Genomic DNA, 15,725 nt, shown 5'->3' on the forward strand with positions numbered 1-15,725 from the left:
TAATTTATTAAGAATATTTTACTGATATTACTTTACCAACTCTATGATGGTTAACAAAACCAATAGATGAGGCAGATAAATTAGTAAAACCCGATAACTTTTCATAAAAAATACCACATAATAATGTGGTATTTTATCTGGGTTTAGGCAAAACAAGTTGATTAATTATTCAACATTTCAAGCATTTGGCTTAAAATTTGATGTTCATCTTGATCGACATTAACAACATAATGGGCGGCATCATGATATAAAGGCAATCGTTCCGCTACGACTTTTTCCATTTCATCTACAATTGATAAACCCGTAAGAGAAGGACGCTGAGCAATATTTGGATCTTTCATTAAACGAGCTGCTAACGTCGCCGCTGGCGCAGAAAGAAAGATAACAATACCATTTTGTTTCATAAATTGGCGATTATGATCCGCTAAAACCATTCCACCACCTGTAGCAATGACCCGATTAGGTTTTGCTGTATCAATCAGTACTTGGCTTTCTCTTGCCCTAAACCCTTCCCAGCCCTCTTTTTCAACAATTTCGGCCACTGTTTTTTGGGTGGTTTCGAGTAAATGACAATCTGTATCAATGAAAGAAAACGATAGCTTATTTGCTAACATTTTTCCCATTGTTGTTTTGCCAGCTGCTCTTGCGCCGACGAGAAAAATTGGTTTATTCATATTGGGTCCTTTCAGATTGACAGATCTCAGAATATTTTGTCTATGCTAGTGATTCACTTTATCTTTTGCAACATTTTTTTTACATTTAATCTTGTAAAAATAAATACTATTGATTTATATGAATATGTTTTTCATAGAACTGTCAAAGAATGTAAAATAATATTTACACCAATAAGATTATTAAGTCATTCATATTACAAAAAATAACCGCTAGCACAGTTTTTCTAGACCTCGAAAATAAAGTTCAGTGGCAATGGATTGGTGTAATCGCCATTGAATCACATCAAGATCTGGATTGACTTTTTTAAACTCTTCATATGTCATGAAGTAACGAATAGTATTACTGCCAACCCGATCATTAATGCCTTTAATGATAAGATTGATTTTATCGTGGCGAATTTTTTTTAATTCTTGCATCGCTGTTGCTACAAATTCAGGAACAGGCAACTTACCGCTTTCCCAGTCATGCCAAGTTTTAATGTCTGTTTTACCAATATATTCACTCGCTTCTAGCACTTTTAACATCAAAAAACGACGATAAGCTTGCAATTCAAGATTTGTCATAAATACTCCTTGTATTCACATTGTGAAATTACAAAATTCATTAAATTTATATCCAGGCAATCAATATGTCAGAATAATAGAACAATATGATCAATGTTCTAACATACATCAAATTAACATTGATAAGATGTATGTTATTTTTTCAATATTTATTTTGCTGCTAGCGCGTCTATTACCGCTTGTTTTGCTCGTTGAGACAGTTCTTTTCCTGTCCAAATTTTAAATTGTGCATTTGCTTGACCAATAAACATTTCACGCCCAGAAATCGATTCCCATCCTGCTTTTTCAGCTTCTTGTCTAAATTTTGTGTTATAGGGTGTATAAACAATGTCATAAGCTAAGCCCTTTCCTTTAAACCACGCCTGTTCATAAGGAGTTTGGTCTTCAAATTTGCCTTGCATGCCTAATGGGGTTGAGTTAACAATGATTTGAGCCTCAACTTTGCTACGATCTTCCCAATCAACAATTTTAAGGTTGAACTCTTTGGCTAGTGCTTCGGGTAGTTCTTTAGAAATATCACTAACGGTAATATCGGTATAACCGAGATCCTGCAAACCCACTACAGCAGCGCGAGCTGCGCCCCCAGCGCCTAACAATAAAACCTTTTTATATTCGGCAGGTAATTTTTTTTGTCTTAATGGCTCCATAAAACCAACAATATCAGTATTGTCACCACAAAGCTTGTCACCATCCCAATAAACTAAATTTGCTGCGCCTGCTTTTTTAACATGATCAGTAACATAATCTAAATAAGGAATAATTGTTTGTTTATGAGGAATAGTGACACATAAACCGCGAATATTTAGTAATCGAACCGATTTGAACAGGTTAGGTATCTCTTCTGGAGGCGTTGGAAATGCAACCAATACAGCTGGAATATTATAATCTTGAAACGAAGTAGTATGAATTAATGGGCTCATTGTATGCCCTAACGGATAACCGATAATGCCATAGATGTCATATGGCTTAAACTGGTTCATATAATCTCCTTGAAAGTTAGAAAATTAAATCAAAAAATATATTTATCATTTAGTATTAAAGCATATTTATTATAAAATAAAACGATTTTTGTATTTAACTAAAGTAAAGCTCGTTATAAAATAGAAGCAAATTGATAGGTACCTTTATCTTTTTATATCAATCGTTGCTCATAGTGAACTTATTTTTAGTCTAAAATAAGATAATACTTGAGAATCTTTGCATAACAGCGTATACTTCGCTACCTCATTATTATGGGTGTAGTGTGAGAGGTTAGACTGCTTCTCAAATAGAACTGCAGCAAACTAAAAGCCTGACGAGGTTAATTCCATTAACATATTACGCCCAAGGCTTAAGCATAGAAATTTCGGAGAATTATTGACATGTCACGAGTATGCCAAGTAACAGGAAAAGGTCCTTTAGTGGGAAATAATCGTTCTCATGCGATGAATGCTACTAAACGTCGTTTTCTACCAAACCTTCAAACTCACCGTTTCTGGATTGAGAGTGAAAAACGTTTTGTAAAATTACGTGTATCAGCTAAAGGTATGCGTACTATCGATAAAAAGGGTATTGATGCAGTTTTAGCTGAACTTCGTGCCCGTGGTGAAAAGTACTAATAAGGAAACCATATCATGGCTAAAGGTGTACGTGAAAAAATTAGATTAGTTTCTTCTGCTGGTACCGGTCATTTTTATACCACTAGCAAAAACAAAAGAACCATGCCTGAAAAGATGGAGATCAAAAAATATGATCCTGTTGTTCGTCAGCATGTTGTTTATAAAGAAGCTAAAATTAAATAGTTTTGTATAAACGAGAAACCCAGCAAATGCTGGGTTTTTTTATATCTATCTAAAAACAAAAAATATAATTAATATCAAAAATATTACATCAATTGATCTTTATCTTCTATTAGAAAATAACCGAGCACTATTTCCGTTATTAATAGTATTATTTTTAAGTCAGTTTATAATTACTACCTGACTAGACGGCTATTTATGATGAATCATCATTTTTCTAGTTAAAATAAAAGCTTCCATTTTTATAAACAGAAGCTTTTGATAGTAATACACTAATACCTAGATTATTTTAAATATTTTTGTTCATAAGCTCTGGCTTTTGTATCATCAAATGCATTTTCCCAGCGTGCAATAACAATTGCCGCTAATGCATTACCAACCACATTAACAACAGTTCGACCCATATCTAAAATACGCTCGACTCCCATAATATAGCCTATACCTTCTAGTGGTATACCGACACTTCCGAGTGTTGCAGATAGCACTAATATTGAAGCACCAGGTACGCCAGCAATACCTTTAGAGGCTATCATTAGAGTAATAACAATAATAATTTGATCTATAATGCTTAAATCCATACCAAATAGCTGAGCTAAGAAGATAACGGTAATACTTTGGTATAAAGTCGATCCATCTAAGTTAAATGAATAACCGGTTGGAATAACAAAACTGGTTATCGCTTTAGGTGCGCCATAAGCTTCCATTTTTTCGATGATTTTTGGCAATGCTGTTTCAGAGCTGGCCGTTGAAAATGCAATGACTAATTCTTCTTTTAAAATTCTCAGTAATTTAAAAATACTAAATTTACAGAGTTTACACACAATACCTAATACTACTATGGTAAAAACAATCATTGCCGAATATACGGTCAAAATTAGTTTGAATAGTGGTAATAAAGATTCGAATCCATATTTAGCCACCGTGACAGTAATAAGAGCAAATACCCCAATTGGTGCATAACGCATGATCATATTTGTCACTTTGAACATGGTATCAGAAACAACTTTTAAGAAGAATACAAATGGTTCGCGTTGTTTATCTGGTAAAGACATTAAACCTAAACCAAAAAACACACAGAAGAAAATTACAGGTAAAACCGCACCATCCGTCATTGCTTTAAAAATATTGGCAGGAATCATGTCTAAAATCATAACAATAAGGCCATGAGGTTTTCCACTTAGTTCCTCCGCTGCTTTTGCATATTTACTCACATCAGTTGTGGCTAAAGTTGAAGAGTCAATACCTGCACCTGGCGCGAAAACATTGCCCCATAAAAGACCCAATAAAATAGCGATGGTAGTAATTATCTCAAAATAGAGTATTGTTTTAAATCCTAACGTCCCTAATCGTTTTGAGCCGCCGATACCTGCAATACCAAGTGTTAATGTACTTAATATAATAGGTAATACAATCATTTTAATTAAACGAATAAAGATATCACCCGCAGGTTGGAAAATATTAACGATAGAGAATTGATAATAAGAATGTAAAGGGTGAGTTGGAACAGAAAGTTCGAACAGATAAGCCCCCATTGCTACACCTAAGATCAAGGCAATTAAAATTTGCCACGCAAGATTTGTTAAAATTTTTTTTATAAAAAATGACATCAAATACTGTTCCTTTTCCTGATTTTCTAAAATAAAAAAGGATTAGCTATATTAACTAATCCTTTTTAATAATTAAAAATTATTCTTCGGATTCCTCTAATGAATCAGTCCGTTGTTCACCTTGGTTCGAGGGAAATTCAGACTCGTTATCGTCATCCTCTGTTTCAGCAATTCGCTGCAATCCGACAACTTTTTCACTTTCAGCCGTTCGAATAAGCATAACACCTTGCGTATTTCGACCAACAATGCTCACTTCTGATACACGCGTACGGACTAACGTTCCTGCATCAGTGATCAACATAATTTGATCGGTTTCATCAACTTGTACAGCTCCAACAACTGCTCCATTTCGTTCACTGACCTTAATAGAAATTACGCCTTTAGTTGCGCGTGATTTAGTTGGATATAATTCTTGTTCAGTACGTTTACCATAACCGTTTTGAGTAGCAGTTAAAATTGCGCCATTACCTCGAGGAACAATGAGTGAGACTACTTTATCATCACCTTCTAATTTAATACCCCGAACACCGGTCGCAGTTCGTCCCATGCAGCGAACTTTATTCGCCGGGAAGCGAACAACTTTACCATTAGCTGAAAATAACATAATGTCTTCTGTATTAGAGATTTGAGAGACTTCATCATCATTATCTGTCTCATCAACAATTACATCATCATTGAGCTCTTCATCATCAACGGTATCTGATGTTTCATTACTTGTTAGATCCACACCGATAAGTTCATCATCATCACGTAGGTTAATGGCGATAATACCACCACTACGAGGACGACTAAATTCAATTAGTGAGGTTTTCTTAACTGTACCTTGTGCCGTTGCCATAAACACACAATGTTCGTCATCAAATTCCCGAACCGGTAAAATTGCAGTAATACGCTCATCCGCTTCAAGTGGTAATAGATTAATAATTGGACGACCACGAGAACCACGACTTGCTTCAGGTAATTGGTAAACTTTCATCCAATATAATCGGCCACGGCTAGAGAAACAAAGAATTGTATCATGCGTATTGGCGACCAGTAGTTTTTCAACAAAATCTTCTTCTTTAATTTTGGTTGCCGATTTACCTTTACCACCACGACGTTGTGCTTCATAATCAGAAAGCGGTTGATATTTCACATAGCCTTGGTGAGAAAGGGTAACAACCACGTCTTCTTGCGCGATAAGATCTTCAATATTAATATCAGCACTGCTAGCTGTGATTTCAGTTCGTCTTGCATCTTGGAATTGATCTCGAACCGCTTCGAGCTCTTCACGAATGACTTCCATCAATCTTTCTGGACTTGCTAAAATATGCAATAGTTCACCGATTTGAATAAGTAACGCTTTGTATTCATCAAGAATTTTTTCGTGTTCAAGACCTGTTAAGCGATGTAAGCGTAGATCTAAGATAGCTTGCGCTTGTGCTTCAGATAAATAATAGTGACCATCACGAATACCAAATTCTGGTGCTAATTCTTCTGGTCGCGCAGCATCATTACCCGCTTTTTCAAGCATTGCAGCGACATTACCTAACTGCCAAGCTTGCGCCAATAATTTAGTTTTCGCTTCGCTTGGCGTTGATGCAGCACGAATTAACTCAATAACAGGATCGATATTGGCAAGTGCTATTGCTAAACCTTCTAAAACATGGGCACGTTCACGAGCTTTACGTAGTTCATATATCGTTCGGCGCGTAACCACTTCACGGCGATGAAGCACAAATGCTTCAATCATTTCACGTAAGTTTAATAGTTTTGGTTGCCCTTTATGTAAAGCAACCATATTAATACCGAATGAAACTTGTAGCTGCGTCAAAGAGAAAAGATTATTTAATACCACTTCAGCAACGGCATCGCGTTTAACTTCGATCACAATACGCATCCCATCTTTATCTGATTCATCGCGTAGTGCTGAAATACCTTCTACTTTTTTATCTTTGACTAACTCAGCTATCTTTTCTATTAACTTTTTCTTGTTAACTTGATATGGAATTTCATTAACAATAATCGTTTCACGACCTGAATGGTCATCAACTTCAATGGTTGCTTTTGAGCGGATATAAATGATGCCTCGACCGGTACGGTAAGCATTTTCAATACCCTTACGACCATTAATTAACGCTGCCGTTGGAAAATCAGGCCCATGAATATGCTCCATCAAACCATCAACAGAAATGTTTTCATCTTCAATAAAAGCAAGGCAACCATTAATCACTTCAGATAAATTATGTGGTGGAATATTCGTTGCCATACCAACTGCAATTCCTGATGAACCATTAATTAATAAGTTAGGGATACGTGTTGGTAACACGTCTGGAATCATCTCGGATCCATCATAGTTAGGTGAAAAATCAACGGTTTCTTTATCAAGATCCGTCAATAATGCACCTGCAAATTTTTGCATACGAATTTCGGTATAACGCATTGCAGCAGCAGAGTCACCATCAACTGAACCGAAGTTTCCTTGCCCATCAACTAACATATAGCGTAATGAAAATGGCTGTGCCATACGCACAATCGTATCATAAACAGCAGAATCACCATGAGGGTGATACTTACCGATGACATCCCCAACAACACGCGCTGATTTTCGATAAGGTTTATTCCAATCATATCCAGCTTCGTTCATGGCAAATAAAACCCGACGATGAACCGGTTTTAAACCGTCACGCACATCGGGTAAAGCACGCCCAACAATGACAGACATTGCATAGTCAAGATAAGAGGATTTTAATTCATCTTCAATATTAACGGGGGTTATCTCTTTGGCTAGTTCGGTCATAACACCATGTTCTCTTATTAATTTAGATCATCAAAATAGCTTATAATTATAGCATAAAAACACTATTAATGCAGAACTAAACTGTTTTTATTTCAACTTATTCACCATGAATAAACAATGTATTTTCAATTAATTGGCACAAGCAGTTTAGAATCATTGCATGCATCTCGTAAGCCATCACTTTTTTATAGGAGGGAACTCTAATTTCAATATCATTTTGGCTAAGTAAACCAATCACTTCACCACCATCAAAAGCGGTAAGTGCAACAATTTTCATATCTTTAATCACCGCCTCTTGTACCGCCCGTATAATTGATCGACTGTTACCTTGGCTAGTTGCTATAATCAAAATATCACCTTGTTGACCCAAGGCTTGAATTTGACGTGCGTAAACTTCTTCATGAGTGGCAATAGCGCTTAATAATACATTATCAGAAACTAAAGCTAAGGCAGGAATACTGGGTCTTTCTATATTAATGCTAGTCATCAATCGTGAGGTAAAACTTTGAACGTTTGCAGCGGAAGAACCATTGCCACAACTCATAATTTTATTGCCATTAAGTAAACCTTGAACAATGATATTGGCTGCTTTTTCGATTGATGAACCTAAAGACTCCGCCATTACAATTTGTGTTTGAATACTTTCAGTAAAATAATTTTTAATTAAATCTTGCACGTTTTTCACCTAATAATTAAAACGCATTAATAATCCATTGTTGATTTTTACCTGTTACGGCAAAAATATCAAACCTAAACTCGGTATCTTCAATATTCAAATTTTCAGATAGCATCCAAAGTTGTGCTGCTTGCTTAATTTTCGTTTGTTTACTTAACGTTACCGTCATCGCAGCATCGCCAAAATTAGCATTTTTTCGATAACGTACTTCAACAAAAACCAGACATTGCTTATCTTGCATAATTAAATCAACTTCACCTAAGGGATATTGACTATTTTTAGCAATTAATAAAAGCCCTTGTTTAAGTAAGTATTGGCAAGCGATATTTTCATAATGCTTGCCAATTTGTTTATTCTTCGCTTGTTGTGGTAGTTTGAGTTGAACCATGAATATATTGTTGCCAAGACAATGCTCTTGTCACTTCACACTGATTACTTGTCGATAATTTTCCTGTCATTCCATCTAAAAAATTAGGTTGATAAGAATCTAATTGATTAAAGCGGTTTGCTAGTCTCCATGCATCAATGCCCATCGCGTATAAACGCAATAATGAATAATCTTTCTGAATATTGCTTGGTATTATTTCTAACATATTATCGGTGCGATTAATGATCATTGGAATATCAGCATATTCCGTTTTATTCATATCGTAGTTAAAATCATTAGATGCATTGGCTACATGGCTTTTTGAACTGGTATAAATCATTATCTGAGATAAGTTAGTTCCCGATTTAGCCGCCCCCATATCTAACATAGGTTTAATTAGGGTTAGTTCATCATAAGAAGAGTAGATATAAATAGCATCAAAACTAGCTGATTGTTCAGGCGGTACCGGCTGAGTAGTTGCATCATTGATTAAAATAGGTGAGCCATTCAGGCTGATTCCACTATTTTGATTCATATTCGCACTTAATGAACTTTTATTGCCAAAATATTGCACATAAGCTTGAGAATTATTAGCAGATAATTGTGACCACTGTTTAGCAAAAGTTTGCGCGACACGTTTGCCTAAATCATTTTGTGGCACAAGCAGTAGGGGTTTCACCTTACTTTGCGCATAAATATGATCGGCAGCATCCTTTGCTTCATCTTCTGGTGATAGTGCAAAAAAGCACATTTTATTCGTCGATATTGTATTATTATCAACTTTATTGAGTGCTAAAACCGGTATGCTTGGTGCTAATTGTTTTATTTTAACAACTTCATCTTTGAGCAAAGGACCAACGATGAGTTCAACATTTTGCTCTTTTGCTTGCTGAATAAGTGTATCCATTGGCGCACTTGTTGTGTCGAGTAAAACGACATTTTGCTGTGGTTCTTGCGGGAAGAACTTTATTGCATCACTGTAACCTTGCTTAATTGTGTCGCCGAATATACGTGATGAACCATTTAATGGTAATAATAAAGCTACTTTTTTCGCATTCGTGTCTGCGGCAGCTAAGGTCTGCTCACCAGTCAATATTGGTAGGATATTTTTAGCTGGATGATCTGGATACTGGGTTAGCCAATCAGCAACAGCTTGTTTTAATGCTTGCTTTTGTTTTTGCGTTTTCTCGGCTATCACTTCTGGTGTATCACCTTCTTGCGTAGTGGGAGCTTTACTGTTGTTTGTGTACGCATAACTTAAATTAATCCAACCTTGTAAAATGCTGTCATCTTCGTTGACAACAATTGAATTAATTTCATTTACGTTTAACTTGCTAAAGAAATTCCAAGTATTATTTAGTATCTGTTTTTTTTGATTTTCTGGCGCATATTTTTCTAATTCAGTATAGTCATGAGCTTGTGCATTAATCTCTTTATTTTTTTCATCACTACTGAGTTTAATAGTATAGTAACGGTATAACTGTGCTTGAGTTAAGCCTTGAGTAGAAAATTGATTAAAATCAAATGACTTTCCTGATTTTACTGCAATTTCACCAAGTAATAATGTTCGCTCTTGTTGTTGCTTAGCATCAAGGTGGGATGATATTTGCGATAGTAATCCATCAGCTTTAGCTAGTTGATTTTCTTTCACTAAAGCCTGAATAGCCATTAACTGCCAATTGGTTTTGGCGTAACCAGAACTTTTATCAGCTTGTGATAAATAATAACTAGAATTTTTATTCTGGTCATAATCAGTCATTACTTGTGGCTTATTGGCAGGACATCCAGCCAATAAGGTAAACAATGTAAGTATTAGCATTGCATAAAAGGACCGTTTTAAATTCATACACCTATTCTCTTGTAATTTGTTATCCCCAAATCCGCTGTACGTGCACAGTAATTTCTTCGCGATCATGATATAACTGTTTAGCCTGAATTTGGACGTTAATTTGTTTACCATTTAATTCTTCATGAAGTAGCAGCAAATTTTGTGTTACTTCTTCATATCGCTTTTTCATTGGTAATTTCAGGTTAAAAATAGTTTCTCGACACCAACCATTAATAAGCCATTTGGCAATTAATTGTGTCACTTTAGTTGGTTTTTCAACCATATCACAGACCAACCAATAAATATTATGCTTTTTTGGCACAAATTTAAAGCCATCTTCACGATAATGTTTTACTTGTCCTGTTTCCATCAATTTTTTATCCATTGGACCATTATCAATGGCATAAACCATCATATTTCGTTTAACGAGTTGATAAGTCCAACCGCCTGGACAAGCACCTAAATCGACCGCATTTAAACCACCTTTTAATCGTTCATCCCATTCTTCGTATGGAATAAAAATATGGAAAGCTTCTTCCAATTTTAAGGTTGAACGGCTAGGCGCATCGCTTGGAAATTTTAGCCGAGGTATTCCCATATAAAATGGCGAATTATTTTGACTTAACGAATAGCCAATATAGCAACTCTGACTATTAATAAAGAATAGATGAATGACGGGCCTTGATGGATTTTCCACTTTCAATAAAATACGTTTATGTCTTAAAGCTTGACGAAGAGGAACAGTAAATTTACGACAAAATCCTATCAGTTCTTTTCCTTCATTAGTATCAGCTACTTCTACCCGTAAATCACCGGCTTTCTCTATTAAGCCTGATAATGAATCTATGATGGGAGAAATACGGTCATGGTTAGGTAGATCGGTTAATAAATCACCGGCTGCAAACATTTGCCGCGCAAAAATTAATGTTCGAAAAGATAACGTTTTAATCAAGTGTTGAGCATCACCATCTTGGTAGCATTCAAAAATAACATAACCACTATTTTCTTTTACTTTAGCAAAACCAAATACTGCTTTTTGTGATGCTTTATCAGTGATTTCAGCCGCACACTCTTTTTCAAATCCTTGGCGACAATACAAAATAATTTTATTTAGTTTTTGCATATTGTAATTTTTACTCTTCTTCTCAACACGATTTAATGAGCGGATATTAATCAGATTGTACACTATCTGTATATAAAGGAGCTTCACCTTTAGGGCGCGTTTTAAAACGTCTATGTAACCACATATATTGTTCCGGTGCTTTTAAAATTTCATGCTCAATGGCTTTATTCATAAACGTGGCAGCAAGTACATCATCATCGATTGGATAACCTTCAAGCACAGGCGTTACATCAACAATATAGTGACCTTTTTTTTCACGTTTAGGTGTAAACGGTATAATTGCAGGTTGCCCCAACTTAACGAGAATGCGAGTTCCGATTGTGGTTGCTGCTTTTTCAACAGAAAATAATGGTGCAAATACACTATTTTTAGGACCATAATCATGGTCTGGCGCGTACCAAAGTAATTCACCATTTTTTAATGCCCGAATCATACCTTTGGTATTGTAACGATCTAACATATATTTGTTTGATTTTAGTCGGCCTTTAAGCTGCACATAGTCCATTACCAGATTATCATTAGGTCGATAAACGCCAACACCTGGGTGACTCATACCTAAAATTCGAGCACCTAATTCGAGTGTTAAGAAATGAATTCCAATTAATAAAACACCTTGTCCTGATTGCTGTACCTTTGTAATATAATCATCACCCACTATAGAAGAATGCTTAGCTAAACGTCTATCGGACCAAAACCAAGCCATACCCGTTTCAAAAATAGCTAATCCAGTCGAAATAAAATTATCACGCAGTAGCGCGTCGCGTTCTTGTTGTGATTTGTCGGGAAAACAAAGTTTAAGATTTTGTTTTGCAGTTTCTTTTCGCTTCCCAATTAACTTCATTGAAAGTAAACCTAATGATTTACCTAGTTGATAAATTATTGGATAGGGTAACAATACCAATAAATATAAAAAACCAATTCCTAACCACGTTAACCAGTAACGAGGATGTAATAAGTGCTTAGTAAAAACGGGACGAATTTCCTGATTTTGACTCATATTAAGATCAATTAATGATTTAAACAAAGTTAACTATTATATACCAATCTTGGCTCAATATGCAGGAAAATAACATTCCGATTGACAAAATCGGCTATTGTTACATGATGCGTTCAATCATAAAAATAGAGATTTAAAAAAATATTGGGATTAATTTGATTAATCCCAATAATACTATTGTTAACTTATGTATGAGTAAAAAAATAGATTAAACGTATTTTTTATCATAATACTTCAACATACTTTACACTGCGACTGGCGCCTTGATGGCAGGATAAGGATCATAATCAACAATCTCAAAATCCTCAAATTCGTAATCAAAAATTGTTGGCGGTTTACGCTTTATCAATAATTTTGGTAATGATCTTGGCTCTCGACTTAATTGCAGCTTAGTTTGATCCATATGATTTGAGTATAGATGGGTATCCCCTCCCGTCCAAACAAAATCACCAACCTCCAAATTACACTGCTGAGCAATCATATGTATTAAGAGTGAATAACTTGCAATGTTGAACGGTAATCCCAAAAATACATCACATGAGCGTTGATAGAGTTGACAAGAAAGTTTACCTTGCGCAACATAAAATTGAAAAAATGCATGGCATGGTGCTAATGCCATTTGATCAAGTTCACCGACATTCCATGCAGAAACTATCATACGTCTTGAATCAGGATCATTTTTAATTTGTTCAATTAATTGAGTAATTTGATCTATTTGACGGCCATCGGCAGCTCCCCAAGCCCGCCATTGTTTACCATATACTGGGCCTAAATCACCATTTTCATCGGCCCATTCATCCCAAATAGTCACTTTATTATCCTGTAAATAACGGATATTAGTATCCCCTTTCAAAAACCAAAGTAGTTCATGAATAATAGAACGTAAATGACATTTTTTTGTCGTGACTAATGGAAAGCCATCTTGCAAATTAAATCGCATCTGATGACCAAAGATCGATAATGTACCCGTTCCAGTTCGATCAGATTTAGGTGTACCTTCTGCTAAAATTTTTTGCATCAGCGCTAAATATTGTTTCATCGTTTAATCGCCTTACGGTTAAATCTATATGCATATAACAGAATCAAAATACCTCCAATAATCATTGGTAGGCATAAAATTTGTCCCATACTTATCATATTTAAGAATAAGCCTATTTGTTCGTCCGGTTGTCTAAAAAATTCTATGACAAACCGGAATAAACCATAGCAAAGTAAAAATAGACCAGATACAGCACCAACAGGTCTATGTTTACGGATAAATAAATTCAAAATAATAAATAATACTATTCCTTCAAACAACATTTCATAAAGCTGCGAAGGATGCCTTGGTAAAATACCATTAAGCTGAGTATAAAGAGAAAACCATTCAGGATGAGACTGTACATACATAAAATCAGCATGAGACGAGGTTGGAAATAGCATTCCAATATGTGATTGCGTTACGCGTCCCCACAATTCACCATTAATAAAATTACCAAAACGTCCAAACATTAACCCAATAGGAACTAAAGGTGCAACAAAATCAGCTACTTGCATAAAGGTTTTGTGTGTTATTTTAGCAAAAATCGCAATGACACAAATCGCACCTATTAAACCACCATGGAATGACATGCCGCCTTCCCAAACTTTAAACAAAATAACCGGATCTTTAATAAACGCATCAAAGTTATAAAACAAAATATAACCAAGACGGCCACCGATAAAGAGTCCTAAAAAACCCCAAAATAATAAATTTTCAACCTGTTGTGTAGTCCATTGACTATTTGGCTTTCTTGCGCGGCGCTTAGCTAAATAAAGCGCGCCCAATACACCAAATAAGTACATTGCACCATACCAATGTAGCGAAATAGGACCAATTGAAAAAGCAATTGGATCAAAATTAGGAAATTGTAAGTATTGATTCATTTTTTTATACGCTGTTTATTTTTTCGTTTATGAGCAAAGAAATTAAATCGTTTCTTTTTAGAAACATTAACTGTTGGCACTTCTATCTCTGACTGTATAGTAAAAACTGGCAAAGAAAATTCTTTCATTGCTTTTCGATAGACATCACGTTTAAAGGCAATAACTTGACGAATAGGATACCAATAACTCACCCATTTCCAATCATCAAATTCTGGAGTCGAAGACGTATTAAGATTAATTACTGATGTATCAGAAATCAATTCTAATAAAAACCATTTCTGCTTCTGCCCTATGCATACAGGTTGATTTTCCCAACGAATCATTCGTTTAGGTAATTTATAACGCAACCAACCATTAGTTACAGACAAAATTTTCACATCTTTGGGTAATAATCCTACCTCTTCGTTTAATTCACGAAACATTGCCTGCTCAGGCGTTTCGTTTAGTTTAATTCCGCCCTGAGGAAACTGCCAAGAATTTTGTCCATAACGACGAGCCCAAAGAACTTGACCATACCTGTTACAAATAACTATTCCTACATTTGGACGGTAGCCATCATTATCGATCACTGACTACCTCAAAAAATTATTTTTCTATATCTAAATTGTTTCATACATACAGAAATAAATAAATAGGAAAATGAATTTATCAAGCAAATATACTTTTAATCAGCTATTTTTTAGATAATTTAGCTCTTATAACAATGCTTATTATAGCAAAGTGAATTTATATGACTAAACTACCAAGAAAGCCGCATAAGTTATAAATACTTCATAATGCACTACTGAGAAAAATATGAAATCGCATCTTCTATTGTTGTGATTTAAATATTACATATGGTTACTGATGTTGTACCAATTTGGAAATAGCTTTACGTTCACGAATAGGGGGAACGCGTTGCCATAGATTAGTCGGTGCTTCCAGCTTAGTCGCTATAGCTGCGGCCGTATAGAACTCTTTTAACTGAACACCTTGAGCGAGTTTATCTATAGCTTGTTGACTAATTAAGCCTTCAACTTGTACCCAATAAGTTTTTGGTAATTTAAATTTTGGCGAGCTGATTTTTGACTGCAACTTACCATCATTGGTCAGTAATAATAATCCTTCACTGTCAGTATCCAGTCGACCTGCCGGGTAAAATTTGGGTAATGAAATAAAATCTTTTAATGTTTGATATTTTTCATGGGGAGAAAATTGCGTAATTACATTGTACGGTTTGTTAAAAGCAATTAATGAGCGCATTTTTTTCCTATCCATTTAACAATGTTCAATAACAATACTTTTAATAATATAGTAAATCATTATCGATTTTCTAGCATTGTTAGTCATAATTATTCCGCTGTAAAAAGCAAAAAAGCCCAGCATCTCTGCTGGGCTCTCGCGCTAATTTAAAAGTCTGGCGGCACCCTACTCTCACATGGGTAATA

The 15,725-nt window shown here is 35.2% G+C and carries 15 protein-coding genes and 1 pseudogene; 2 read left to right on the plus strand and 14 right to left on the minus strand.

The window, feature by feature from the left end; all coding sequences use genetic code 11:
* Positions 1 to 161 precede the first annotated feature (161 nt).
* From aroL to aroE, 3 genes are all read right to left on the minus strand, one after another.
* Positions 162 to 674 carry a shikimate kinase AroL gene (aroL, locus tag J3U59_RS11090; RefSeq protein WP_065633983.1) on the minus strand — a complete coding sequence of 171 codons (513 nt, stop codon included), beginning with the start codon at positions 672 to 674 and terminating at the stop codon, positions 162 to 164.
* Between the two features lie 210 nt (positions 675 to 884).
* A complete protein-coding gene (locus tag J3U59_RS11095; protein ID WP_267334272.1) occupies positions 885 to 1,238 on the minus strand; it encodes a DUF1870 family protein in 354 nt (117 codons plus the stop codon).
* A 149-nt stretch (positions 1,239 to 1,387) separates the two neighbouring features.
* Positions 1,388 to 2,218 carry a shikimate dehydrogenase gene (gene aroE / locus J3U59_RS11100; protein WP_267334271.1) on the minus strand — a complete coding sequence of 277 codons (831 nt, stop codon included), beginning with the start codon at positions 2,216 to 2,218 and terminating at the stop codon, positions 1,388 to 1,390.
* Positions 2,219 to 2,599: 381 nt separating this feature from the next.
* On the opposite strand from aroE, the gene rpmB reads away from it, so the two are divergent.
* Together rpmB and rpmG are read left to right on the plus strand one after the other, a co-directional pair.
* Positions 2,600 to 2,836, plus strand: a complete 237-nt coding sequence (gene rpmB / locus J3U59_RS11105; protein WP_034884345.1) for a 50S ribosomal protein L28 — start codon at positions 2,600 to 2,602, stop codon at positions 2,834 to 2,836.
* 15 nt (positions 2,837 to 2,851) lie between these two features.
* A complete protein-coding gene (gene rpmG, locus J3U59_RS11110; protein WP_034884348.1) occupies positions 2,852 to 3,019 on the plus strand; it encodes a 50S ribosomal protein L33 in 168 nt (55 codons plus the stop codon).
* 281 nt (positions 3,020 to 3,300) lie between these two features.
* On the opposite strand, the gene gltP is transcribed toward rpmG, so the two are convergent.
* The 11 genes and pseudogenes from gltP to J3U59_RS11165 all read right to left on the minus strand — a co-directional run.
* Complete coding sequence (gene gltP, locus J3U59_RS11115) at positions 3,301 to 4,611, minus strand: glutamate/aspartate:proton symporter GltP (protein WP_065634049.1); 1,311 nt, start codon at positions 4,609 to 4,611, stop codon at positions 3,301 to 3,303.
* Positions 4,612 to 4,702: 91 nt separating this feature from the next.
* Positions 4,703 to 7,402 carry a DNA topoisomerase (ATP-hydrolyzing) subunit A gene (gene gyrA, locus J3U59_RS11120; protein ID WP_267334270.1) on the minus strand — a complete coding sequence of 900 codons (2,700 nt, stop codon included), beginning with the start codon at positions 7,400 to 7,402 and terminating at the stop codon, positions 4,703 to 4,705.
* A 97-nt stretch (positions 7,403 to 7,499) separates the two neighbouring features.
* Positions 7,500 to 8,078 carry an SIS domain-containing protein gene (locus J3U59_RS11125; RefSeq protein ID WP_267334269.1) on the minus strand — a complete coding sequence of 193 codons (579 nt, stop codon included), beginning with the start codon at positions 8,076 to 8,078 and terminating at the stop codon, positions 7,500 to 7,502.
* A gap of 16 nt (positions 8,079 to 8,094) precedes the next feature.
* Positions 8,095 to 8,466, minus strand: coding sequence for a YraN family protein (locus tag J3U59_RS11130; protein WP_267334268.1), 372 nt, complete (start codon positions 8,464 to 8,466; stop codon positions 8,095 to 8,097).
* Complete coding sequence (locus J3U59_RS11135; protein WP_267334267.1) at positions 8,429 to 10,291, minus strand: penicillin-binding protein activator; 1,863 nt, start codon at positions 10,289 to 10,291, stop codon at positions 8,429 to 8,431. The genes J3U59_RS11130 and J3U59_RS11135 overlap by 38 nt, the downstream gene beginning before the upstream one ends.
* A 22-nt stretch (positions 10,292 to 10,313) precedes the next feature.
* Positions 10,314 to 11,396 (minus strand): 23S rRNA (cytidine(2498)-2'-O)-methyltransferase RlmM, encoded by a 1,083-nt coding sequence (rlmM, locus tag J3U59_RS11140; protein WP_267334266.1) that lies wholly within the window; start codon positions 11,394 to 11,396, stop codon positions 10,314 to 10,316.
* Positions 11,397 to 11,442: 46 nt separating this feature from the next.
* Complete coding sequence (lpxL, locus tag J3U59_RS11145; protein ID WP_267334265.1) at positions 11,443 to 12,393, minus strand: LpxL/LpxP family Kdo(2)-lipid IV(A) lauroyl/palmitoleoyl acyltransferase; 951 nt, start codon at positions 12,391 to 12,393, stop codon at positions 11,443 to 11,445.
* Between the two features lie 244 nt (positions 12,394 to 12,637).
* Entirely contained in the window at positions 12,638 to 13,432 is a 795-nt protein-coding gene (gene thyA, locus J3U59_RS11150; protein ID WP_267334264.1) for a thymidylate synthase, read from the minus strand.
* Positions 13,429 to 14,298 (minus strand): prolipoprotein diacylglyceryl transferase, encoded by an 870-nt coding sequence (lgt, locus tag J3U59_RS11155; protein ID WP_267334263.1) that lies wholly within the window; start codon positions 14,296 to 14,298, stop codon positions 13,429 to 13,431. The genes thyA and lgt overlap by 4 nt, the downstream gene beginning before the upstream one ends.
* Positions 14,295 to 14,867 carry an RNA pyrophosphohydrolase gene (gene rppH, locus J3U59_RS11160; RefSeq protein ID WP_065633973.1) on the minus strand — a complete coding sequence of 191 codons (573 nt, stop codon included), beginning with the start codon at positions 14,865 to 14,867 and terminating at the stop codon, positions 14,295 to 14,297. Before rppH ends, lgt begins: the two co-directional genes overlap by 4 nt.
* Before the next feature lie 295 nt (positions 14,868 to 15,162).
* Positions 15,163 to 15,540: pseudogene (locus J3U59_RS11165) on the minus strand (pseudouridine synthase); the annotation flags it as partial.
* Between the last annotated feature and the right edge of the window lie 185 nt (positions 15,541 to 15,725).

The sequence above is a fragment of the Gilliamella sp. B3783 genome (genome assembly GCF_026536125.1).
GTDB lineage: Bacteria > Pseudomonadota > Gammaproteobacteria > Enterobacterales > Orbaceae > Gilliamella.

Coding starts and splice junctions, on each gene's coding strand:
- aroL (WP_065633983.1), bottom strand. CDS start 674: ATGAATAAACCAATTTTTCTCGTCGGCGCAAGAGCAGCTGGCAAAACA.
- J3U59_RS11095 (WP_267334272.1), bottom strand. CDS start 1,238: ATGACAAATCTTGAATTGCAAGCTTATCGTCGTTTTTTGATGTTAAAA.
- aroE (WP_267334271.1), bottom strand. CDS start 2,218: ATGAACCAGTTTAAGCCATATGACATCTATGGCATTATCGGTTATCCG.
- rpmB (WP_034884345.1), top strand. CDS start 2,600: ATGTCACGAGTATGCCAAGTAACAGGAAAAGGTCCTTTAGTGGGAAAT.
- rpmG (WP_034884348.1), top strand. CDS start 2,852: ATGGCTAAAGGTGTACGTGAAAAAATTAGATTAGTTTCTTCTGCTGGT.
- gyrA (WP_267334270.1), bottom strand. CDS start 7,402: ATGACCGAACTAGCCAAAGAGATAACCCCCGTTAATATTGAAGATGAA.
- J3U59_RS11130 (WP_267334268.1), bottom strand. CDS start 8,466: ATGGTTCAACTCAAACTACCACAACAAGCGAAGAATAAACAAATTGGC.
- J3U59_RS11135 (WP_267334267.1), bottom strand. CDS start 10,291: ATGAATTTAAAACGGTCCTTTTATGCAATGCTAATACTTACATTGTTT.
- rlmM (WP_267334266.1), bottom strand. CDS start 11,396: ATGCAAAAACTAAATAAAATTATTTTGTATTGTCGCCAAGGATTTGAA.
- lpxL (WP_267334265.1), bottom strand. CDS start 12,393: ATGAGTCAAAATCAGGAAATTCGTCCCGTTTTTACTAAGCACTTATTA.
- thyA (WP_267334264.1), bottom strand. CDS start 13,432: ATGAAACAATATTTAGCGCTGATGCAAAAAATTTTAGCAGAAGGTACA.
- lgt (WP_267334263.1), bottom strand. CDS start 14,298: ATGAATCAATACTTACAATTTCCTAATTTTGATCCAATTGCTTTTTCA.